We start from the raw sequence: 16,460 nt of genomic DNA, 5'->3' as shown, positions 1-16,460 counted from the left end.
AACCCGCATTTGTGGGATGCCGAGATGAAGGAAGAAGCGACCCAGATGATTTTGCAGGGGACGCAGCTGGAGATTGAGTACGCGCGGGATACCATGCCGCGTGGGGTGTTGGGGATGAATGCGGCGATGATGGAGGACTATCTGAAGTTCATCGCTAATCGTCGGTTGTCGCAGATTGGGTTGAAGGAAGAGTATCCGGGGACGACTAACCCGTTCCCTTGGATGAGCGAGATTATGGACTTGAAGAAGGAGAAGAACTTCTTTGAGACTCGGGTTATTGAGTATCAGACGGGTGGGGCGTTAAGCTGGGATTGATAGTAAAAGTCGAGAATAATTTTAGAAAAAAAAACACTAAAAAGCCCTGATTACAGGGCTTTTTAATTAAAAAATTATATAATACAAAATAAAGATCTAAGGCACTACAGCGATATATAACCTTCCTCAATTAAGAAAGCCCTTATCTTCCAAATCTCAACACACTGCTTCTCTGTAGGGATTTTACCAGGAATGCGACTGGCAATATTTAAAAGCGACTCCTGCTTAGGAGACAGTTTTCCACCTCGGCGTCCCCAAGAAAGCATCCTCACCCATTCAGGCGTAGGGGTCTCAATTACCGCTACTTGAATCGCGATTCCGTCATCTGCCTTTTGTAAGGCTTTAGATGCGGCCCCGCTCTCAACGTTACTACGCAAGTCTTGTAGTATTTCTGAAAACCCCGGCACAAACTCTATGGAAATCTCTTTTACCTGATCCCAACACGCCTGCATTTTGGCCCATTCTGTGACGTTCTCTTTAAGTCGATCTGTATCGGTCAACACACCAAAGACTTTTTTCGATATCCGCTCTAATTGCTCACATAAAACTTCAGGCAACACTTGCTTATCCCATATAACACGGAAATTAAGCTGCTTACCCAATGCCTGCTCTGAAATCATATTATGTAGTTTAGCAATCGAATACGTCACAATATTTGCGCGATAGCCTCCCTGATACCAATCCTGTCGAGCAACCATAGCTTCCGAATATCTAAACATAATAGCGAGTGAAACTATCTGCCTAAAATAATCCTCATTAAAATTCCTTCCATCTGTAGACCATGCTTTCGCTATAAAATCAGCAAAAATTAAAAAGTTCTTTTGCGCTCCCATACTTACCTTATGAGGAAGCTCCCTCCAAGAGTTCTCCAGCTTAGCGACATCAGTTTTAGAAAACAGTTGTTTACGAGGATTCTGAAGGCCGAACTGAGTTTTCTGCGCAGCAGACAACGAAGCCTGCTCATTCAAATATTGCCCACGCGCGCGCTCATAAAACCAATGAGTACCGTGCTGAGCGCCACCGGTAGATGAGGCAAAGATACGCCGTGAAAACTCTTCTAACCGAACGTGATAAGGATGGTTAGAAAAAAAGTCTGCATCGCTGACCTTATTCTGACTATTTGCGTAACGTGCGATTTCTGGCGTTAATTGCCCAGCCTTGTCAGGTGGCAATACAGATAACTTCATCTGAACCATGACTTTGGAAAGATCTGCTACATCTTTACCTCCTGTGCCTCCACGTTTAGCTAGCGCGAGAGACGCAGTAGTTTGCCCACCATTGACAATCTGCAAATTTGTGGCACTTATGATTTTAAGCCCACGCACACCATTAACCAACGTGATATTTTCAGCAGTAGCAGCAATACCATTATTAAAGGCGAAAAACATTTCCGGCTGAGTACGAATGGTATTTTGTATTTTTGAGTTAACCTTTCCTTTAGCACTCAAAAAGGTCCTAACATTACCTTCCAGAAGCCTACTTCCATACTCTTCATATATATCAGCGAGAAGATCACCACTTATCATACAAAGATATGCCTTATAATCCCCATCAGACTCAGCCGCTGCCAAACAACTTAACCCTTGATGCCCAGCCTCATCAAAGCTTACAACAAGCTCATCACGTCCGGTAGCAGAAATATACGCTACATGAAATCTAGTAATATCCCAGATATGAAACTCACTAGGTATTCCACTTATGTTATCCTCCGGCCAATCCTTTATCCGAGACTTCAACTGCCCATCTGACACATAATAAAATCTGTACTTTGTTACTTTCGAGTGCCAATCCATCAGATCGCATGCCAAGCCATACCCTGGCTGGCTTTCATCAAAGGCCCCATCTGTTACAAATCCATCCAATGATTCTTGCAAATAATTTTTCAGGCTTAAAAATGATTTTTTAACTTCGTCCGCATTAAATATCTGAATCTCATCTTCATTAAAATAATTGCCTATCAATAAAGAGAGTGAATTATCAGCATCGTCAAAAAAATATCCATCAACCCTCAATTTTTTCTTATTACTGACACCTTCAAACCTACAACTCTCAAAACTGGAAAACTGCTCAGACTCAATCAACCGTTCGCCGCATTCCTCAACGAAGCTTGCACCCAAAAAATCCCGAGCCGATTCGGCTCGAGATCGAACGCACTCGAGAAACTCCCGGTGAAACTCCTGCAATATCAAATTACACCTCCTTTAGAATGAAGTCTGTTCAGTTATAAAACGTATACAAGCATCCAGCTCCAAATCATAACTAACATTTGAAATTCCGATCGGCAACCCCTCCTTTCGTAGAAGTGGAAAACCATCTAAAACCGCATACCTAGTGAAGCCTCGTAATTGGAAGACCAAATCCTCATATTTTTGATGCTGTACATATCCAGCAATCAATAATTTATTATTAAACTCACTCAGTGCTTTATAGTCCGACTCAAGCCTATTTCTTATTTCTGATACCTGAGAGTTCAAGTTAAAACCATCAGTGGAGTTAGAGCCAGCATCGGAAAGTTCAACAACATATAACTCTACCGATTTATCAAGACCATCCAGCTGCCTCTCTGAAGCAATAATTACAGTTTCAGCTCCCGGCCTAACTGTCTTTACCTCCCAAGCCGATGAACCAAACTGGAAATCCTGGTTCGCACCCGCAGGTCCGACCCAAGCATTAACCGCCTCAGATGATCCAACCTTATCGATTAGCAATTCGAGACACACTAGTTCGCCGCACAACCCTCGAATCTCATTTAAAGTCAGGAGGGTGTTCTCGGAACGCTCAAAAAAATGCCGCCAACTATTTAGCCGCTTAAGCACGAACCCCAAAGGACTATGCTTTCCAATATGTCGGGAGTGCTCTATTAAATCCTCGCAAAGCAGAGCAAACAATTCCGCCAACCTAGAATCCTCTAGGATGAGAAGAAGTGACCATCTTCCGTCGTCTCTAGGAATCTTCTTTAACCTAACGGCTCGCATATCTAACTGATTTGGTGGCTCTTCAACAGTAACGAACAACAGCAAGTTTCTGTCTTCGCTATCCAATCCAAGATAAAAATCTAATGGATGAACTGCGTCAAAGCGTTTGAACGCAGATTGTGATGACTCTAACTTTATTGACTGCCAAATTGACAAACATTTAGTCATCGACATTTTCGTCCTCGTTTTCGTCCCCCTCGAAAGTTTCCACCTCAGTAGCCAAGAGGGTCCTTAGCTCCACCATGTTAATTCGATATGTCATTCTTTTACTTCCCGATGCCAGTTCAGGAAAACTAAGTCCGACCGCAACCAAAGCCTTAAGACTTTCGGGAAGCGAGACACCTTGCTTGCCCCCGAAATCCGGACTAACTAGGTGAATCAATAACAACGGACGCTTTCTAACCTCATTGTATGCTTTACCAGGCACATTCATCTTGTCACTATTTTCTGGCGACTCACGAAAGATTCTCTCAGCCTCAACAATATCCTCCTTAGACAGCCCAACTTTTTCATCTGATGCCGAACCAACCCTCATTTTTTTTTCATTAACTAACAAGGATCTCTTCTCGAGATCAACTTCAATTTTTCGGCGTCTCGTGGGAAGTGAAAAACCGGGCACCACGTTAAAACTTTCGCCGGTTCCTGAGGGTATCGACACGTCCCAATACTCAAGCTTTGGATCAACAGATTTTTCTATAAAGTCAGCAAGATCTCCAGACTGCAATTTGAGATTAAGTGGATGACTTATAAAACCCTTCAGTAGGTCTATAATAATATTTTTTGGAACTCTAATCCAGACAGGAATTTTATATGATTCACTCCTGAGAGAATTGAGTGCATTCAACTTTAGGATAAGCGCCTGCACTGCTTTATGATTAGAAGAGATTGCATTGCCATCACTAAGCAAGCGAGCAGACTCTAGGCTCTCTTTGCTAATCGACAAGGTATGTACTATCTCTTCAGAATGACGCATTTTATTACGAGCTGTAATAATCAACGAATCTGGATGAGAACGAACCCTCAATCCAAAATCAATCGGCTTCAGCCGTAAAACCTGCATACGTCGAACTTCACTCCTTAACTCATCCGTAGCCTCTGAAATCAACGAATACCAATTAATTGTCTCTCTTGGCATCCATACCTTCACGAGATCCTCATACCCCGCTCTATAACCAAACCACCGTCCCATCTGTAACAACGCATCGTACATCTGGGTTGTGCGATAAAAATAACTTACGGAAAGCCCCTCCAATGTCAGCCCCCTGGCTAGGCTGTTCCCACCAACTGCAACGACTCTAAGCCCATTCTCTTTGTAAAGTGCATAGTTTAGACTCGCACCACCACTTTTTTGGTTTACCGATCTGACCTCCACAGGCAGAGCGGCAGCAGCCAATGCGGCTTGAATCTGCGCCCAAGAAAAACCCTTGTTCGTCAAATATCGCTCATATACAGAGTGAAGTTCACTTATAGTTTTATTATTTAACGCATCTGACACGCTAAGAGAAGAGTATGCTCGTATATCTTCCTGAATACCTCTGAGAGAGAAATCAATAATATCTCTTACTTGATCTTGTATAAAAGTGAAGTGACTGACATTTATTAGCATAGATCTATGCCTAGGCATTCCGCCCCGCAGATCCATAATCGCGTTCACAAGCAAAAAATACTTCACTGCATCCATTAACGAGCTAGGCACTTCATCTATGATGCTCTCCGAGTGCTGCCCTTTGGGAAAAGAAGCTTCCGCATCATCGATATCCTCCAGACAATCCACTTTAGGATTATCACCAAATATCGCCGAAGCTCCGATATAGTTACTAGGCGCGTCGAGCGCATATATAAAATCACGAGGAAAGAGATCATCCCCTTCCATCTCACTTGTAGTTTCTGGATTGATAAAAACATTAGCGAAAGGGGTCGCCGTAAACCCCACATAACTGGATCTAGGAAAAATATTTAGTAACGTTCGTATTCCACTATTTATTGCGGTGGCTTTTTTTGGGTTAGTATTTATTGAAGCATTATCTGCCTCATCATCGATAAGCAATAGGGGAAGATCAATTTTTCCGGAGTTTTCCGCATTGAAATTTATCAACCACTCCGTCAAATTCTCTATTATTTTCTTGTTTTTTTTCACAACCAGCAGGACTGGTTCATTATAGTCACGTAACCTAAACCCTAATTGATTAACGGTAACTGCCTTAAAGTCACCTACCGTGGAAGTAAATACGCCGGCGCTTCGTGTTGAGTTTATTAAACCAACCCCTATTTCCTTTCTTCTCCTATTTCGGCTATTACTATTAACAACACCAGAGCTGTCAAGCCCAACAAAACCGGCATCTAGCCTCTCTTGAGTTTGTCTACGTAAACTTTCCAAGGTACCAGTCAAGAGAATTACTAACTTATATCCAGCATCGGCCGCTTTACAAATAAGCCCTGTATAATTCGACGTTTTGCCGGACTGAACATCCCCCATAACCAGCCCACGCCTCGGCCAGCCTGTCCTTCCAACAGGGTTCCCCATCAAATCCAGAATTTCATCAGTAACTTTATCCAGAGATGCTACGACCTTTGCCCCCCATCCCTGCTTTATTAGATCTGTACGGTATCGAGCCCAATAAAATGGATTTATCTGTGCCTTTCTAGCTTGCAGCCAAGGGTCATGCTCATCAGCTACATAGCTACCTATGCCCATATCCAATGCCAGAGCAACGTGAAGTTTTTTGATGACTGATTCAAACTCCTGATCAGATATTATGTACAACGGAATTTTCCGTAATGCACTGGCCAACTCATAAATTTCAATTTCAGTAGGTATGCTATCTACCGTCAGGGAAGTCGCCACAGCCACTTCAAGTCGCTGAGCAGCAGGGGAAAGAACATCATCATTTTTTTGATTCAAGGCCTTGTAACTCCTCTACTATTCCCTTGGTAAGTGCGGGATAAAGACTAAATGGCTCTATAACGTGCAACGTAGATAAAATATGAAGACGAACAGTAGATCCAAGATCCAACCCTTCAAATAAAGTAAGGGCCATATCGCGCAGCTGACACTCTAAATACTCGCCGTTAAATTCCGGCTTCATATCGGATGCCATACGGGAATAGAGTGCATCTGCGGGAAAAGAACCTTCAATCGCCTTCAATACCGTATCGAAAAGACTTAAAGCCTGTTTATCCAACAATCCTCGCTGAAACTCTTTTACTAACGGATGCTCTCGATTTATGTCGAACCTAACTCCCCCTCGATCTATAATCTCATTCCATGTAGAAACAAAGGTATTTCTTTCTGAAATTCGTCCTCGAAACGTGATAGTTCTACCGCTTATAGCTCTGATTCTGTCTATCGTTCTTTTTAAATTTCTACGTACTACATCTGGTGGGTGAGCTGCTGACTTTTTTATATCAAGCGTCCACAGATGATCCAGCGAATTTGGTATATCCACCCGAACTCTAGCAAGTTTACTAAGTTCATCCTTGCGAGCCAGCCGAAACCAGGTTCCCCAAATTATTAATCGTCTATTTCTGTATATATAGAAGCCTTGATGATTGCGAATACCATCATCCCCACCAGCAATCTGAATTTCTTTTATGCTTAGCTTGCTGTAGTGAGGAATAATGAATGATTTAACTATTACTTTTGCGCCATCAACGCTAAATGACTCTTGATCTAGCTGCTGCGTCGCCTGATGCTCGATTAAGAATGGATCAATAGGAGGTAGCTTACTTCCGTTTATCGCGATAGAAACACGAGGGTTTTTATCTTCCTTTGATAAAAACCTATGAAAAACAAGTGCCAGGTGATCTCGTGCGTGGTTCATTTTTCCTGTAAGAGCAGCCTCAACAGAAGACTCTCCAGCAATCAACTTATCTAACTTCTGCCAGAGAACTATTGTTCCACTACTACTTTCTGCAAGAGCATTTATATGAGGTATATTTTCTAAATCTTCCTCTCCGAGTTCAAGCATTACCCAGGATTTGCGATTTATTACAACATCAAGATCCCAACAATATCCAGTGATGACATCGTTTTGCTTAGAAACGACTGTCATTCTCCGGCACTGAGAAAGAGATGAAGTCTTAAGCCCTAAACCGTAGCGACCCATATCGCTAGTGGAACGTATATCCAATGGATTGGTGCTGCCATGACGCATGGCATTCTCCAACACCGCCGCCGACATACCATTCCCATCGTCAATAATGGCAAGATACGGTTCATCGTGAGGTCGAAACTCGACAGATATGTTTCTCGCGTTGGCCGATAAGCTGTTGTCCAAGATGTCGGCTAATGCTGACTCCAAGGTATAACCGATTGACCTCATCGATTCGAGCAGCGACGCTGCGTGGGGGGGATGTTCTATTTCTCTCATTCCTCTCGCCCCTTAGGGAACGAGGCGCTACACAGCGTATGCGCGTCAACATTCCCTGTTTTTGTACCATAGCCCAGATGGCGCTGAGCGGCGCCATGATTAAGCCATCATTCATCGCACATCAGCCTAAAAAGTGCAAGAGTTTGTTTTACAACCCTCCATTAGCAACGGACTATAAATCTCATAATAAAATATGAACATTTTGCAACAGATAGAATGCCAAACTACTGGCGATTGATAACTCTTTCTACAACTTCTGCGATCTGGCGAGCCAAAAGAGGGGGGACCGCATTTCCTACTTGATGAAACTGCTGAGTTCTATTACCTAAGAAGAAATAATTATCCGGAAACGTTTGAAGACGAGCAGCCTCACGAACAGTCAGACTTCGGCACTGGTTAGGATCGTAATGAATAAAATAATGACCATCCTTAGAAATATGGCTCGTAATCGTCGACGATGACTGTCCTTTAACCTGCACCCTAAATCGGTCGCTAAACTTACCACTCTCCCAATTTTTATGATCCGGAGCTAACCCTGCCAAATGGAATTCTTTATGACCTTTAGGCGATACTTTATGCGCATCCGCAAAAACAGCCGCATAAATGTAACGCCTCAGATCCGAAGTCATATGACTCCTAGCCTCATGATTGAGCCATACTTTTAAACGACTATCATTAAACCATTGCTCAAAGAACTTATCTTTGAATTGACTATCCGGAGACCCCGCCCTAGCCATTTTTAACGCACCATTACTATACCCAGCGCCTGAAAATGTCTGTCTTGTTATCTGCAAACTCTTCTCAAGTAAAGGATCACCACCTATTGAGGAAAGGGAACTACGAAGACCATCTAAATGATTCAGTATCTCGTAACACCATTTCTCAGGACTATCGTTCCCCCTAGACAACGTGCTTCTAAGCTTCGGAAGCCCCTGAAGCATTTCGCCAACAGAGGGCCCAGACTTAGACGATAGCTTTAACCCATCAATTGCATCTGCAAATTCTTCTGAAACGCCCACCAAAATCACGCGATGCCTATTTTGAGGAACACCATACTCTTCTGATCTAATAATAAAATTATTTAAGTTCAACTCAAGAGGATCATCACCACTTTCATAAACCGCATCACTAACCAACGAGCAAATCTTATATTTCGGCCTATTTGAATCCATTATCCCAAGTGCCAAGTCAGGATCGGCAAGATCTCGAAGTATCTGTGGGAAAATTTGTTCCCCTCCAACTTTCGACGACAAAATCCCTTTTACGTTTTCCATTACAAATATAGCGGGGCGCTTGCTCTGTATTATTCGGAGATATTCACGATACAGAAAATGCCGGTGATCATCTTCCGCCTTGTATTCCGAATTCCCCCTATTTCTCGCACGCCCTACAATAGAATAAGCTTGACAAGGAGGTCCTCCGATTAATACCCAAGGACGAGTTTCGTCCAGTTTGCTTTCAAGTATTTTATCTAATTCAGCGTTACCCTCTGGGCTCCCCAGCCGGATCTGCCTAGCTTCTTCATCTGCGCGAATCCACTGATCGTAGCTTCTACCGCTCCAAGGCTGTTTAGCCCCGGATGTTTCACAGTAGTAATAATAGTCATCCAGCGCTTCAGGGTTCTCTAGCTTCAATGTCCTATAGAAAGCTCTAAGCCTTAATGTTGCTCTAGCATGGGGGTCCATCTCTGCGGACACTACAACCTGAAAACTCATGCCGTCGTTAAGGGATGAGAAACCTTCGCCCAGTCCGCCGGGGCCGGCAAATAGGTCGACGACCTGTAAAGGTTGTTTAAAATTCATATGGCAATTCTGCAAAAGGATGACCGAAATGGATGTAGTGGACCAAGCAACGCGCTCGAGAATGATGTCGTCTATTCGAGGGAAAAACACACAACCAGAGCTTAAGGTGCGGCGGTTTTTGCACGCTCACGGGTATCGATTCCGCCTTCATAGGAAGGATCTCCCTGGAAATCCGGATATTGTACTGCCCAAGCTCATGACCTGTATATTTGTCCATGGATGCTTTTGGCACAAGCACGAGAGCTGTCGGTATGCATCCACGCCTAAGTCTAGGCCAGACTTTTGGGAGAGTAAGCTCACCAAGAACGCCGAGCGGGATGCGAAAGCATCAGAGGCGCTTCAGCATCTGGGATGGACCGTATTAATTGTATGGGAATGCCAGCTAAGGAGCGCGGAGACCGGGCTGGATGATTTAGTGGAGAGACTTAGGCGTTTGAAGAACGCACGCTAGGTGTGAGATGAGTATGGTTTCCATGGACACACTCGGCGTTCTTTATACCGACAAATAATATTAATTTTCACTTGATAGATCTAGGTGCTTGACCACCTCTAAACACGTCCCTACCCTCTCCACTCGGCGCCTAAGAAACGCCTCAACCAGAGCGGTCCTCCGCACCCGACAGCCATGCGGCTTTTTTTCGCCAGCGGTTTCTCTACGCCTGTGAAAAATCCCCGTTATGTCGGGAGTGGGCGAATACAAAACCCGAAAGGGGAATATGTCCGGCCCGTCTCTGGTGGGTTTCTTAGCTCCCGACACCCATAACGCCTGCCCTAAGAAGCAACCAGAGGTAACGGAAATGCCTGGATACTTTGCATCATCTGCGAAGGTCATTCGCAGTACCCGCACCACATCTCAAACACCCTCCGAGCCGGAGGTGTGCCATGTATGAACCTACCGTCTTCACCCGCCAAAACCTGCAAATGCATGCCCTGCTGCTGGAGAACCAACCATGGTTCTACGCTCGTGACCTTGGTCGCCTGATGGGGCTTTATCTGGCTGAGCGAATGGTGAGCAAGCTCGATGAGGATCAGCGGCAAACGCTGGAAATCTGCTACCACGGTCAGCCTGAAAACATGCTGATGATCAGCGAATCCGGCGTATATGCATTGCTGGTGTATCACTACTCACCAGGGCATCGCCTGTTGCGTGAATGGTTGACCCATCAAGTGGTGCCTACATTGCGTGACAAGCATCAACCACGACCCACAGACCGTCCAATGCTGAGCTTGCTGGATTGGCCCGAAATGTCGTTGAGCCTTCTGCATTGGCAGGATGAAGGCTGGATTCGGTTACGAGATATGCCATATCTACTGCTCAACAGGACTCGCCGATGCGCGCCACCGAGCAAGACTTGGTTTCAAAAGATGGCAGAGTATTTCCAGCCATCAAGCCATTCGACACGCTGAAACCTCAAGAATAGTCCGTCCGGGCCGATGCTCGGACGGACCACAAACACACCTTTCCCAATCCTCGCTGTAACAATGCCGGATGCCTCACGACGTTCATTCCTATGCCCGACCGGGTAAACTCCCTTGATCATCGCCAGTAAAAGCACAAGATCACTACCTGGATGATCTGAACTGTATAGCCGTTATCCACCTGAACCCATGCAATGGGCACCAGTCACACGGTTATGAGAACCGCTTCAAACGATCAAGGACCACCCGTGAACCCAGACATGCTCGAAGCCGGCCCCATCGACGCCAAAGTACTCTCCGTCTTTGACTTCGACGGCACCCTCACCCACCACGACAGTTTCGTGCCCTTCCTCAAATTCGCCTTTGGCCCCGGCGAGTTCTATGGCCGGATGGTCAAACTCGCCGTGCCGGGGCTGCGCTTTTTGCTGCAGCAGATCAGCCGGGATGAGTTGAAGGCGCAGTTGATCCGCACCTTTATGACGGGCGTGGAGAAGGCGTGGGTGCAGCAGCAGGCTGAGGCGTATTGCCAGCGTTATTGGACAAAGCTGATGCGCCCCAAGGGCTTGCAGTCGGTGGAAGATGAGGTGAAGTCCGGGGCGGTGGTGACGCTGTGTTCGGCGTCGCCGGCGTTGGTGTTGCAGCCGTTTGCGAATCGGCTGGGGATCAAATTGATTGGCACTGAGCTTGAGGTGGTCGACGGCGTGTTGACGGGCAAGCTCACGGGGAATAATTGCCGTTGTGAGAACAAGGTGCTGCGGCTTGAGGCGGTGTATGGGGATTTGGGCGAGTATCGGCTACGGGCCTGGGGCGATACGCGTGGGGATCGGGAGTTGTTGGCGGCGGCGCAGGATGCGCATTTTCGGCATTTTCATTCGAAGAAGAAGCGCGCCAAGTTGCAGCGGTGATGCGGGTGGGTGGGGTCGGCGGGTGGACCGAGGCGATCCTATCGCTGCCTCGCTGGGGCTCGAGAGCTCCCACAGGTTGATCGGCGTCAGGCTGGACGCACTTAGCATGGGTGCCAAGAGGTCAGCTCACACCCAATCTTCTACCCGCAATCCTGGCACGCGGTCGAACTCGCGTCGATTATTCGTGACCAAAATCAGACCCTGCGAACGGGCATGCCCGGCGATCATCTGGTCATAGGGACCTATCGGAGTACCCGCTCTAGCCAGCTCTGCGCGAAGCTGCCCAGTATGTATCGCGGCGTCTTGGTCGTATTTTAAAACCTCCAGGCGCGCAGCAAACCCTTCTACGTCGGCGAGGTTTCGCTCCGGGTTAGCTGATTTTTCAGCACCGTAAATCAACTCCATCAGGGTCACTGTACTAATACCCAGTTGGCCATGGTGCCTTTTGAAGGTTTCACGCACCTGTTGGGGTTTGTTTTTGATGGTGAAGATGCAAATGTTGGTATCTAGCATGAACTTGAGCATTAAAAAGATTCCCGCTCTTGTTCCGCTGGTTGCTCGCGGTCGGTCATGAAGTCAGGCGTGACCCCCTCGCCATCAAACCAGCTGTCCCATGACTCACCGGCTGGGGTGATGATTCTGGCTCTTCCGATAGAGATAACATCTACGCGCTTTACATCGTCCGGCATGGCAGCAGCTTTTGGCAAACGTACCGCTTGGCTGCGGTTGCTTTGGAATACAGAACCTTGGTCCATGATGGCCTACCTCTAGTGATCGTTTAATATCGCAACGCTACACCACAGCCTGGATATGTCAACGGGATATACATTTCGTTACGGGTCGAACCGCTGGTCATACCCTGCATTCACGAAAACACCAAAGAGCATTTGAATTTGATAAAAAATTCACTCTTCGCGCCAAAAACGTTAATGGCTTACTGAGAGGTGATGCAGGTAGGTGGGGTCGGCAGGTTGACCGAGGCGATCCCATCGCTGCCTCGCTGGGGCTCGAGAGCTCCCACATTTGAGCTTTGTTGACGCTTAGGCCGGCGTCTTCAGGTCCACGCCCAGCGCCGTTGCAAAGGCTTTCACCATCGGGCTTCTCGGCGCGTTGTGGCGCAGGATAAGGTTGAATGCCGTGCTCAGGTGAACCTGTTCCGGGCACAGTGCGCGCAGGCGCACTTCCCTTACCAGTGGCGCTGCGTAGTGTTCCGGCAGGAAGCCTAAGAAGCGGCCGGTGAGGATCAGGATGGCGACGGCTTCCACCTGGGAGGCCGAGGCGGACTGGCTGTCGTAGGTGACGAAGTTGGCTTTGTCGCGATGGATCGCGTACCGGTGGTTGACCACTTCGTATTGGCGCAGCACGTCTGGGGTGATGTCACTCGCGTTGAACAGCGGGTGTCCTACGGCGCAGTAGGCGTGGGCTTTTTCTTCGTAGAGGGGGAAGTAGTCGAATTCTTCGCGGCGTTGGTACACCGGGACGATGCCGACAATCAGCCGCCCTTCCACCACGCCGCGTTCAACTTCGTCGAGTTGCGAGGCATGTAGGCGCAATCTAATTTTTGGCGATTCGCTGTGTAGTTTCCCTAACGCGGTAATTAGCGGCGAATTAACGTCGGAGACGGTGTTATCAATTACGCCGACACTAAGGTCACCAATAAGCTCGTTTTGCGCCGAACTAAGCTTGTCGCGAAAACTGTCCACCGAGGTAAATAGCTCGATGGATGCTTGATACACCAACTTGCCTTCTTCGGTCAGGCCGAACCCTTCGCGGCCCCGTGTGCATAGGCGCATGCCGATGCGAATTTCAAGGTCGGAGATCTGTTTGCTGATGGCCGCCAGGCCCACGTTCAGCTCGTTTTGCGCGGCGCTGAAGCCGCCGGCTTCGACCACGGCCATGAACACGCGCAGCAGTTTGAAGTCCAGCCCGCTCAGTTGCAGGGGCGGTCGTGTGCCGGGTTTTGGCGGTATGTTTCCAGAAGTGGAAAGTGGGGTTTCCATAATACGCGTTGACCTCAAGTGCCATATTCAACAGGCTTCAACCCAGTCCTTGAACATAGCCAGGCGGCGATAATGAACATAAACATCCGCCCTTGGCAACCTTGAATACGGCGCGTCAGACGCTGGTTCAGTCTAGTTGAAATCTTATTTTTACTGCCTCCGACTCTTCTAAAAACAAGCGTGAGGAATACCGATGTCCCAGCCCACCGATCGCCTTTGGGGCGCTCGTTTCAAGACCGGCCCGTCTGCTGCTTTGGCCGCGTTGTCGCGTTGCCCTGAGCGTTATTTCCGCCTGACGCCCTACGACCTCGCTGGTTCGCGTGCCCATGCCCGTGAGTTGCAGCGCGCCGGTTTGCTGGATGAGTCGGAGACCTTGCGTACCCTTGAGGCCCTGGACCGTATCGGTGAGGATTTCGCCGCCGGGCGCCTGCATCCAACCCTGGATGACGAGGACGTGCACACCTTTATCGAACGCGTATTGACCGAGCGCCTGGGCGCCTTGGGCGGCAAGTTGCGCGCCGGGCGTTCGCGTAACGATCAGACCGCCAATGACCTGCGCCTTTTCCTGCGCGACCATGCGCGCACCATCACCACCGAGGTGTTGGGCTTGCAGCAGGCGCTGGTGGAGCAGGCCGAGCAACACATCGACAGCATTTGCCCAGGGTTCACCCATTTGCAGCAGGCGCAACCGATTGTGTTTGCCCATCACTTGTTGGCCCACGCCCAGTCGATGTTGCGTGATGTGCAACGGTTGGTGGATTGGGATGCGCGTACGGCGTTGTCGCCGTTGGGTGCGGCGGCAATGGCCGGTTCCGCAATTGCACGCCAGCCTGAGCATTCGGCCAAGGAAATGGGCTACACCGGGCCGTGCGAAAACTCCATTGATGCTGTTGCCAGCCGTGACCATGTGGCGGAGTTTCTGTTTGTGGCGGGCATGCTCGGGGTGAATATTTCGCGGCTGTCGGAGGAGTTTTGCCTGTGGTCGTCGCGCCAGTTTCGCTGGGTGGTGCTGGACGATGCCTACGCCACCGGCAGCTCGATCATGCCGCAGAAAAAGAACCCGGACATTGCCGAACTGGCGCGGGGCAAGGCTGGGCGTTTGATTGGCAACCTGACCGGGTTGATGTCGACGCTCAAGTCGTTGCCGCTGTCGTACAACCGCGATTTGAGTGAAGACAAGCACAGCGTGTTGGACAGCGTCGACACCTTGCTGCTGGTACTGCCGGCGATGGCCGGGATGGTGGCGACCATGAAGGTGCAGGTGGAGGAGCTGCGCAGGCAAGCGCCGATGGGTTTCACCTTGGCAACTGAGGTGGCGGATTGGCTGGCTACCCGTGGCGTGCCGTTTAAAGAGGCGCATGAGATTACCGGCGCGTTGGTGCAAGCCTGTGAGCAGCATGAGATTGAGTTGTGGGAAGCCTCGCCGGCGATGTTGGCGCAGGTGGATGCGAGGTTGCTGCCTGAAGTACGTGAGTGCCTGACCCTGGAGGCCGCGATTGCGGCGCGCAGTGGGTGGGGTGGCACGGCGCCGGAGCGGGTGCGGGAGCAGATTGGGCGGTTGAAGCTGGCGTTGGCGGCTCAGCAAAAATGGGCTGAGAGTTACACCGGATTCCGAATCTGATCGTTCCCACGCTCTGCGTGGGAATGCCGCCCAGGACGCTCCGCGTCCCGTTGCATGGCTCCAATTCTGCGCAATGGTGACGCGGAGCGTCACGGGATGCATTCCCACGCAGAGCGTGGGAACGATCGTGCAACACCTATATTTTTTGGAGTAGCACCATGAACCAAACCCCGGCGGAGCGCTTGGAAGCCGAGCGCAAGTTGTCCGAGAACCAGTTCGATATTACGCAGTACGAGCATGTGCCGCGGCGGTATTACGGGCGGATGTTTTTTGCCACGTTGATCGTGATCGCATTGGCCGCGCTGTTGCGCGCATTTGCCAATGGCCAGATCGAATGGTCCTACATCGGCCAGTTCCTCACGTCTGAGGCCATCCTCTGGGGCCTGGTCAACACCATCGTCATGTCGATCCTGGCGATGGCGCTGGGCGTGGTGATCGGGGTGATCACAGCGATCATGCGCATGTCGGCCAACCCGATCCTGCGTTATGTGGCCATCACTTACACCTGGCTGTTCCGCGGTACGCCGCTGATTTTGCAGCTGCTGCTGTGGTTCAACCTGGCGCTGATTTTCCCGGTGATCGCGATTCCCGGCCTGTTCAGCATCGACACCGTCGACCTGATGACGCCGTTCGTGGCCGCCCTGCTCGGCCTGAGCATCAACCAGGGCGCGTACACCGCCGAAGTGGTGCGCGCCGGTTTGCTCTCGGTCGACACCGGCCAGTACGAAGCCGCCAAGTCTATCGGTATGCCGAGCCTGCAAGCATTGCGTAGGGTGATTCTGCCGCAGGCCATGCGGGTGATCATTCCGCCTGTAGGTAACGAGTTCATCAGCATGGTGAAAATGACCAGCCTGGCCAGCGTGATCCAGTACTCGGAGCTGCTGCACAACGCGCAAAACATCTACTACGCCAACGCGCGGGTCATGGAGCTGCTGATTGTGGCCGGCATCTGGTACCTGGCGGTGGTGACTGTTCTTTCATTTGGTCAGAGCCGCCTCGAGCGTCGTTTTGCCCGCGGCGCCGGCAAGCGTTCGTAAGTTTGGGTTGAGGAGA

General features: G+C 49.1%; 14 protein-coding genes. 6 read left to right on the top strand and 8 right to left on the bottom strand.

Annotation, left to right across the window (positions count from 1 at the left end; genetic code table 11):
- On the top strand, positions 1-315 hold a 315-nt coding region (locus AOA62_RS30525; RefSeq protein WP_178075629.1), incomplete at its 5' end, for a ribonucleotide-diphosphate reductase subunit beta.
- Between the two features lie 104 nt (positions 316-419).
- On the opposite strand, the gene AOA62_RS30520 is transcribed toward AOA62_RS30525, so the two are convergent.
- The 5 genes from AOA62_RS30520 to AOA62_RS30500 form a co-directional block, all read right to left on the bottom strand.
- A complete protein-coding gene (locus tag AOA62_RS30520; RefSeq protein WP_099550495.1) occupies positions 420-2,504 on the bottom strand; it encodes an AIPR family protein in 2,085 nt (694 codons plus the stop codon).
- Positions 2,505-2,516: 12 nt separating this feature from the next.
- Positions 2,517-3,464 (bottom strand): PD-(D/E)XK motif protein, encoded by a 948-nt coding sequence (locus AOA62_RS30515; RefSeq protein WP_099550494.1) that lies wholly within the window; start codon positions 3,462-3,464, stop codon positions 2,517-2,519.
- A complete protein-coding gene (locus AOA62_RS30510) occupies positions 3,451-6,192 on the bottom strand; it encodes a Z1 domain-containing protein (RefSeq protein ID WP_143521962.1) in 2,742 nt (913 codons plus the stop codon). The genes AOA62_RS30515 and AOA62_RS30510 overlap by 14 nt, the downstream gene beginning before the upstream one ends.
- Positions 6,176-7,660 (bottom strand): ATP-binding protein, encoded by a 1,485-nt coding sequence (locus AOA62_RS30505; RefSeq protein ID WP_099550492.1) that lies wholly within the window; start codon positions 7,658-7,660, stop codon positions 6,176-6,178. Before AOA62_RS30505 ends, AOA62_RS30510 begins: the two co-directional genes overlap by 17 nt.
- Before the next feature lie 224 nt (positions 7,661-7,884).
- Positions 7,885-9,462, bottom strand: coding sequence for a DNA cytosine methyltransferase (locus tag AOA62_RS30500; RefSeq protein ID WP_099550491.1), 1,578 nt, complete (start codon positions 9,460-9,462; stop codon positions 7,885-7,887).
- A gap of 28 nt (positions 9,463-9,490) precedes the next feature.
- On the opposite strand from AOA62_RS30500, the gene AOA62_RS30495 reads away from it, so the two are divergent.
- The 3 genes from AOA62_RS30495 to AOA62_RS30485 all read left to right on the top strand — a co-directional run bounded on the left by AOA62_RS30495 (position 9,491) and on the right by AOA62_RS30485 (position 11,786).
- Positions 9,491-9,913: a very short patch repair endonuclease gene (locus tag AOA62_RS30495; RefSeq protein WP_099550490.1), complete on the top strand. Its 423-nt coding sequence runs from the start codon at positions 9,491-9,493 to the stop codon at positions 9,911-9,913.
- Positions 9,914-10,344: 431 nt separating this feature from the next.
- Complete coding sequence (locus AOA62_RS30490; protein ID WP_099550489.1) at positions 10,345-10,869, top strand: Bro-N domain-containing protein; 525 nt, start codon at positions 10,345-10,347, stop codon at positions 10,867-10,869.
- Positions 10,870-11,141: 272 nt separating this feature from the next.
- On the top strand, positions 11,142-11,786 hold the full coding sequence (locus tag AOA62_RS30485; RefSeq protein ID WP_099550488.1) for an HAD-IB family hydrolase: 645 nt from the start codon (positions 11,142-11,144) through the stop codon (positions 11,784-11,786).
- A 126-nt stretch (positions 11,787-11,912) separates the two neighbouring features.
- Here AOA62_RS30485 and vapC read toward each other — a convergent pair whose 3' ends face one another.
- The 3 genes from vapC to AOA62_RS30470 all read right to left on the bottom strand — a co-directional run bounded on the left by vapC (position 11,913) and on the right by AOA62_RS30470 (position 13,786).
- A complete protein-coding gene (gene vapC, locus AOA62_RS30480) occupies positions 11,913-12,311 on the bottom strand; it encodes a tRNA(fMet)-specific endonuclease VapC (RefSeq protein ID WP_017134653.1) in 399 nt (132 codons plus the stop codon).
- Positions 12,311-12,541 (bottom strand): type II toxin-antitoxin system VapB family antitoxin, encoded by a 231-nt coding sequence (gene vapB, locus AOA62_RS30475; protein ID WP_017134652.1) that lies wholly within the window; start codon positions 12,539-12,541, stop codon positions 12,311-12,313. Before vapB ends, vapC begins: the two co-directional genes overlap by 1 nt.
- Before the next feature lie 285 nt (positions 12,542-12,826).
- Entirely contained in the window at positions 12,827-13,786 is a 960-nt protein-coding gene (locus AOA62_RS30470; protein WP_099550487.1) for a LysR family transcriptional regulator, read from the bottom strand.
- A 193-nt stretch (positions 13,787-13,979) separates the two neighbouring features.
- Between AOA62_RS30470 and argH the strand changes: the two genes are divergently transcribed.
- Both argH and AOA62_RS30460 read left to right on the top strand, forming a co-directional pair.
- Positions 13,980-15,407, top strand: a complete 1,428-nt coding sequence (gene argH, locus AOA62_RS30465; protein WP_099550486.1) for an argininosuccinate lyase — start codon at positions 13,980-13,982, stop codon at positions 15,405-15,407.
- Positions 15,408-15,565: 158 nt separating this feature from the next.
- On the top strand, positions 15,566-16,444 hold the full coding sequence (locus tag AOA62_RS30460; protein WP_017134649.1) for an amino acid ABC transporter permease: 879 nt from the start codon (positions 15,566-15,568) through the stop codon (positions 16,442-16,444).
- Positions 16,445-16,460: the final 16 nt, after the last annotated feature.

Origin of the sequence: Pseudomonas sp. 2995-3 (assembly GCF_002742565.1) — a bacterium.
Taxonomy (GTDB): Bacteria; Pseudomonadota; Gammaproteobacteria; order Pseudomonadales; family Pseudomonadaceae; genus Aquipseudomonas; species Aquipseudomonas edaphica.
The sequence above is the reverse complement of the archived record's forward strand: the minus strand, read 5'-3'. Positions and strand labels throughout refer to the sequence as shown.

What these genes read in the sequence shown, in the direction of transcription:
- AOA62_RS30515 (WP_099550494.1), bottom strand. Translation starts at nt 3,464, where the DNA reads ATGTCGATGACTAAATGTTTGTCAATTTGGCAGTCAATAAAGTTAGAG.
- AOA62_RS30505 (WP_099550492.1), bottom strand. Translation starts at nt 7,660, where the DNA reads ATGAGAGAAATAGAACATCCCCCCCACGCAGCGTCGCTGCTCGAATCG.
- AOA62_RS30500 (WP_099550491.1), bottom strand. Translation starts at nt 9,462, where the DNA reads ATGAATTTTAAACAACCTTTACAGGTCGTCGACCTATTTGCCGGCCCC.
- AOA62_RS30495 (WP_099550490.1), top strand. Translation starts at nt 9,491, where the DNA reads ATGGATGTAGTGGACCAAGCAACGCGCTCGAGAATGATGTCGTCTATT.
- AOA62_RS30490 (WP_099550489.1), top strand. Translation starts at nt 10,345, where the DNA reads ATGTATGAACCTACCGTCTTCACCCGCCAAAACCTGCAAATGCATGCC.
- AOA62_RS30485 (WP_099550488.1), top strand. Translation starts at nt 11,142, where the DNA reads ATGCTCGAAGCCGGCCCCATCGACGCCAAAGTACTCTCCGTCTTTGAC.
- vapC (WP_017134653.1), bottom strand. Translation starts at nt 12,311, where the DNA reads ATGCTCAAGTTCATGCTAGATACCAACATTTGCATCTTCACCATCAAA.
- vapB (WP_017134652.1), bottom strand. Translation starts at nt 12,541, where the DNA reads ATGGACCAAGGTTCTGTATTCCAAAGCAACCGCAGCCAAGCGGTACGT.
- AOA62_RS30470 (WP_099550487.1), bottom strand. Translation starts at nt 13,786, where the DNA reads ATGGAAACCCCACTTTCCACTTCTGGAAACATACCGCCAAAACCCGGC.
- argH (WP_099550486.1), top strand. Translation starts at nt 13,980, where the DNA reads ATGTCCCAGCCCACCGATCGCCTTTGGGGCGCTCGTTTCAAGACCGGC.
- AOA62_RS30460 (WP_017134649.1), top strand. Translation starts at nt 15,566, where the DNA reads ATGAACCAAACCCCGGCGGAGCGCTTGGAAGCCGAGCGCAAGTTGTCC.